Origin of the sequence: Arthrobacter sp. H5 (genome assembly GCF_000520595.1) — a bacterium.
Taxonomy (GTDB): domain Bacteria; phylum Actinomycetota; class Actinomycetes; order Actinomycetales; family Micrococcaceae; genus Arthrobacter_D.
The window spans coordinates 50381-55223 of sequence record NZ_KI914978.1 but is presented as its reverse complement, the minus strand read 5'-3'; the positions used below and the strand labels follow the sequence as shown (position 1 = coordinate 55223).

At 63.8% G+C, this 4843-nt stretch carries 3 protein-coding genes; all 3 read left to right on the top strand.

Going from position 1 to position 4843, the window contains the following annotated elements; all coding sequences use genetic code 11:
- Window positions 1–1146 (top strand): HRDC domain-containing protein (locus tag Y708_RS22335; protein ID WP_035775074.1); only part of this gene is annotated, 1146 nt, incomplete at its 5' end.
- A 262-nt stretch (window positions 1147–1408) separates the two neighbouring features.
- Window positions 1409–2656, top strand: a complete 1248-nt coding sequence (locus Y708_RS0102010; protein WP_028278617.1) for a thiolase family protein — start codon at window positions 1409–1411, stop codon at window positions 2654–2656.
- Window positions 2653–4788 carry a 3-hydroxyacyl-CoA dehydrogenase NAD-binding domain-containing protein gene (locus Y708_RS0102005; RefSeq protein ID WP_028278616.1) on the top strand — a complete coding sequence of 712 codons (2136 nt, stop codon included), beginning with the start codon at window positions 2653–2655 and terminating at the stop codon, window positions 4786–4788. Before Y708_RS0102010 ends, Y708_RS0102005 begins: the two co-directional genes overlap by 4 nt.
- Window positions 4789–4843 lie beyond the last annotated feature (55 nt).

The following is a 4843-nucleotide window of genomic DNA, read 5'->3' as shown; positions in this document are numbered from 1 at the left end:
GCAGCAGCCGCACTTGCGGGCGGCACCGGTCCAGCCGGGGTGGATGCGGAGCGCGCTTCAGGCTTTCGATACGGCCAACGCGCTTTCCTGGTGCAGATACGCCGCGAGGGATCCGGCACGTGGCTGATCGACCCGGAGCCCTTCACCGACCTTTCGATCATTGACCACGCGTTGAAGGACGTCGAATGGATTCTCCACGCGTCCACCCAGGACCTCCCCTGCCTTTCGGAGCTGGGTATGTGGCCGGACCGGCTTTTCGATACCGAGCTGGCGGCCAGGCTGGCGGGCCTTCCGCGGGTGGGACTGGCTGCGGTCATCGAAACCCTACTCGGATTCACGCTTGCCAAGGAGCACTCCGCGGCCGATTGGTCCCAGCGCCCACTCCCGGAGCCCTGGCTGCGCTACGCGGCACTGGATGTTGAAGTTCTCACGGAGTTGCGTTCCAAGTTGATCGAACTACTGGACGACGGCGGCAAACTCGCCTATGCCGAGCAGGAGTTCGAGCACATCCGCAGCAGTCCGTTGTCCGAGCCGCGCATCGATCCCTGGCGCCGCACCTCGGGTATGCATCAAATCCGCGACCGGCGGCAGCTCGCCGCCGTCCGCGAACTCTGGGATGAACGTGAGGAACTCGCGCGGAACCGGGATGTCGCACCCGGCCGGCTCATTCCGGACGCCGCGGTTGTGGCGGCCGCCCGCGCAATGCCCTTGACTGTTCCTCAGCTTCTGGGCACCAATGGGTTCCATGGCAGGGCTGCCCAACGTGAGGCTCCCCGCTGGATCCGGTGTATCAACGCTGCCCGCGTGGCGACTGATCTCCCGGAACTGCAGCTGTCCACCAACGCTCCTCCTCCCCCGCGGGTATGGGTGGAGCGGGACCCGGAGGCAGCAGCGCGTCTGCAGACGGTAAAACCGCGGGTGGCCGCAGCCGCGGCGAAGCTCAACATGCCTCTGGAGAACCTGTTAACCCCGGACTATCTGCGGCGGATCGCCTGGCGTCCGCCGTCGGAAATCACGCTCGAATCGGTGAGCGCCGCGCTTGCCGGACTGGGGGCGCGTCCGTGGCAGATCGAAAACATCGCCGCGGTCATTGCTGTCGCCTTCCTGGAACCTGAGCCGCTCCCCCGGAAGGCTGCAAGGGCATAGCCGAAGGAGGCTCCTGGACCGCGTCGGATCCTGCAGTTTATCCATGCCTTGGCGCTGAGCTGGACTACCGCCCCGCGGCCCAACAGGTACAAATCAGGACACAATTGCTCAGAAGGTGCAGGCTTGGTTCGCCGAGGGCTTTCGCGGAGGGGTCTTCGGCAGCGGTGAGTGGTTGGTATGTTCAGATGGTGAACCGTGTTGCCATGCTATGTTACTCACAAGTAACATAGTCCGCGGATCAACATCTCAAAGAGGAGTAATCGTGAGCCCCAATTCCACAGCAGTCCGCAGGGAGGTCAGGAATGTCGTCTTCGTTGACGGCGTGCGTACTCCGTTCGGCAAGGCCGGCGACAAGGGAATCTACGCCGGTACCCGTGCCGATGATCTTATAGTCAAGTGCATCCGCGATCTTTTGCGGCGCAATCCATCCTTGCCGCCGGAGCGCATTGACGATGTCGCCATCGCCGCCACTACCCAGACGGGCGATCAGGGCCTGACCATTGGGCGTACCGCTGCACTGTTGGCGGGACTCCCCCGCACCGTCCCCGGCTTCGCTATCGACCGTATGTGCGCGGGTGCCATGACGGCGGTGACGACGACGGCGTCAGGCATCGCCTTTGGTGCGTATGACGTAGTCATTGCCGGTGGCGTCGAGCACATGGGCAACCACCCCATGGGTGCCGGCACGGATCCTAACCCCCGGTTCATGTCGGAGAAACTCGTCGACCCGGCCGCACTGAATATGGGTAACACTGCCGAAAATCTCCATGACCGCTTCCCGGCCATCACCAAGGACCGTACGGATGCCTATGCAGCTGCGTCGCAGGAGAAACTGGCCGCCGCGTACGAATCGGGACAGATCCAGCCGGACCTCGTGCCGGTGGCCAGCCGAAAGCCGGGTGCCGGCTGGAGGCTCAACACGGTGGATGAACCGCCCCGCCCCGGAACCACGGTCGAGGATCTGGCCGGGCTCCGGACACCCTTCCGGTCCCATGGCCGCGTGACCGCGGGGAATGCGGCGGGACTGAACGACGGCGCCACAGCGGCGCTGCTCGCGTCCTCGGACACTGCCGCGGAACTTGGTCTACCCGTGAAGATGCGCCTGGTCGCCTATGCGTTTGCCGGCGTCGAACCTGAGGTTATGGGGATCGGCCCTGTGCCGGCCACCGAGAAAGCCCTGCGGCAAGCCGGATTGTCTATCGACGACATCGGACTGTTCGAAATCAACGAAGCGTTTGCCGTTCAAGTTCTTTCCTTCCTGGATCATTTCGGCATCGCCGACGATGATGCGCGCGTAAACCGGTACGGCGGCGCAATTGCCGTGGGGCACCCGCTGGCCTCCTCCGGCGTGCGGCTGATGACTCAGCTCGCCCGGCAGTTCGAGGAGGACCCATCTGTGCGTCACGGCATGACCACCATGTGCATTGGCCTTGGCATGGGCGCCACAGTCATTTGGGAAAACCCCCACCACCCCGACTACTCAGGAAACGTCCCGGAGGATGCAGTATGAGCTTCGACCGCTTCGAGGAACTGGCCGCCCTGGTTCCGGATGAAACCATGACCCACTCCTATGTCCAGGATGTCCAGCTGCCAGATGGCGCCGGAACCCTGGCCTTAATCACGCTGGACAACGGGCTGGACCACACCAAGCCCACCACGCTCGGGCCCAACACACTGATCGAACTTGGCCGGACGCTCGAGGCGCTGAAGGAGCGGGGCCTGAACGGGGAAGTTGCCGCCGTCGCAATCACCGGCAAGCCGTACTTCCTGGTGGCCGGAGCGGACCTCTCCACCGTGAAGACGCTTAAAGCAGAGTCGCACGGCCGGCTCATGGCCGAGCTGGGACACGCAGCGTATGACCTGCTCGGCGACATGGGCGTACCGAGTTTTGCCTTTATCAACGGCGTCGCGCTGGGAGGCGGCCTCGAAGTAGCGCTGGCAGCCAACTACCGGACAATCTCCACCGGAGCCAACGGGATCGGACTGCCCGAGGCATTCATCGGCCTGGTTCCGGGCTGGGGCGGCGTCTACAAACTGCCCCGGCTCATTGGACCGGCCGCCGCGCTGAAGGTCATGATTGAGAACCCGCTCAGCAACAACCGGATGCTCGATGGCCGGGCTGCGTTCAAGCTGGGCATTGCCGACGCCTTGTTTGAACCCGCGGATTTCCTGGAGCAGTCGCTGCTGTGGGCTTCCCGGGTACTTGCCGATTCCTCCGCCGTCGCTTCACGCCGCGCGGAGATTGCCTGCTTTGATGAGGCCGACTGGGATTCAGCTGTGGCCGCGGGCAGGGCGTTTGTTGCGGCCAAGACGTCCAACGCTGCACCCGCGCCGGGCAAGGTCCTGGATCTGTTCGAAGCAGGCAAGCACTACACCCGCGAGGAGTCGGCCGCAGCCGAGTGTGAGGCGCTGACCGGGCTCATGCAGTCTCCCGAGTTCCATTCGACGGTGTACGCGTTCCTGGATCTGGTGCAGAAGCGCGCCAAGCGACCGGCCGGCGCCCCGGACAAGAAGCTCGCCCGGTCAGTGACCAAGGTGGGCGTGGTGGGCGCGGGCCTCATGGCTGGCCAGCTGGCGCTGCTGTTCGCGCGGCAATTGAAGGTTCCCGTGGTGATGACCGACGTCGATCAGGCACGGGTGGACCAGGGCGTTGCCTGGGTTCATGCCGAGGTGGACAAACTGCTTGGCAAAAAGCGGATGTCGCAGGATGCTGCAAACCGCACCAAGGCGTTGGTGTCAGGGTCCGTTTCCAAGTCGGTCTTCGCGGACGCCGACTTTGTGATCGAGGCCGTCTTTGAGGAGATGGGCGTCAAGAAGACCGTGTTCGCCGAGGTTGAGGCGGTTGTGTCGGCCGAATGTATTTTGGCGACCAACACATCCTCCTTGTCGGTCGCTGAGATGGCAGCTGACTTGGCGCATCCCGAACGGGTAGTCGGCTTCCATTTCTTCAATCCGGTTGCCGCCATGCCATTGCTGGAGATCGTCAAGGCTCCGCGGACTGACGACGCCGTGTTGGCAACCGCATTTGCCGTGGCCAAGGAGCTGAAGAAGAACGCCGTCCTGGTCAAGGACGCGACCGCCTTTGTGGTGAACCGGATCCTGGGCCGTATGTTCGGCGAGATCACAGCAGTATTCGACGAAGGGACAGATGCCGCAACAGCGGATGACGCGCTTCGTCCGATGGGGCTGCCGATGACGCCGTTCAAGCTGCTCGCTCTGGTGGGCCTGCCCGTGGGTCAGCATGTCCAGGAATCACTTCATGCGGCGTTTGGCGACCGCTTCCATGTGTCAACGAATCAGCAGAAACTCATTGATGCCGGGGTCAAGGGGTTGTGGAACAGGAACGACGAGGGCGCAGACGTGGTGCCCGAGTCGACGCTTGCACTTCTTTCTGTCGGTGACTCACCGTCGAGCAGTGCGGAGGTGCTTCGCCGGACGCAGGATGCCCTTGCCGATGAGATTGGCCGCATGCTGGCCGAAGGCGTGGTCGCCGCACCGGAAGATATCGACCTGTGCGTCATCATGGGAGCAGGCTGGCCGATGCACCTCGGCGGGATCACGCCTTACCTTGACCGGGTGGGCGCGTCGGAACGGGTCACCGGCAAAACGTTCCACTCATGCGGTGGTGCGGGGGCAGCATAGAACTCCGCCCGCGCCAGTGGCTGACGCACCAGAGACCGGCGGGCGCACACGATAT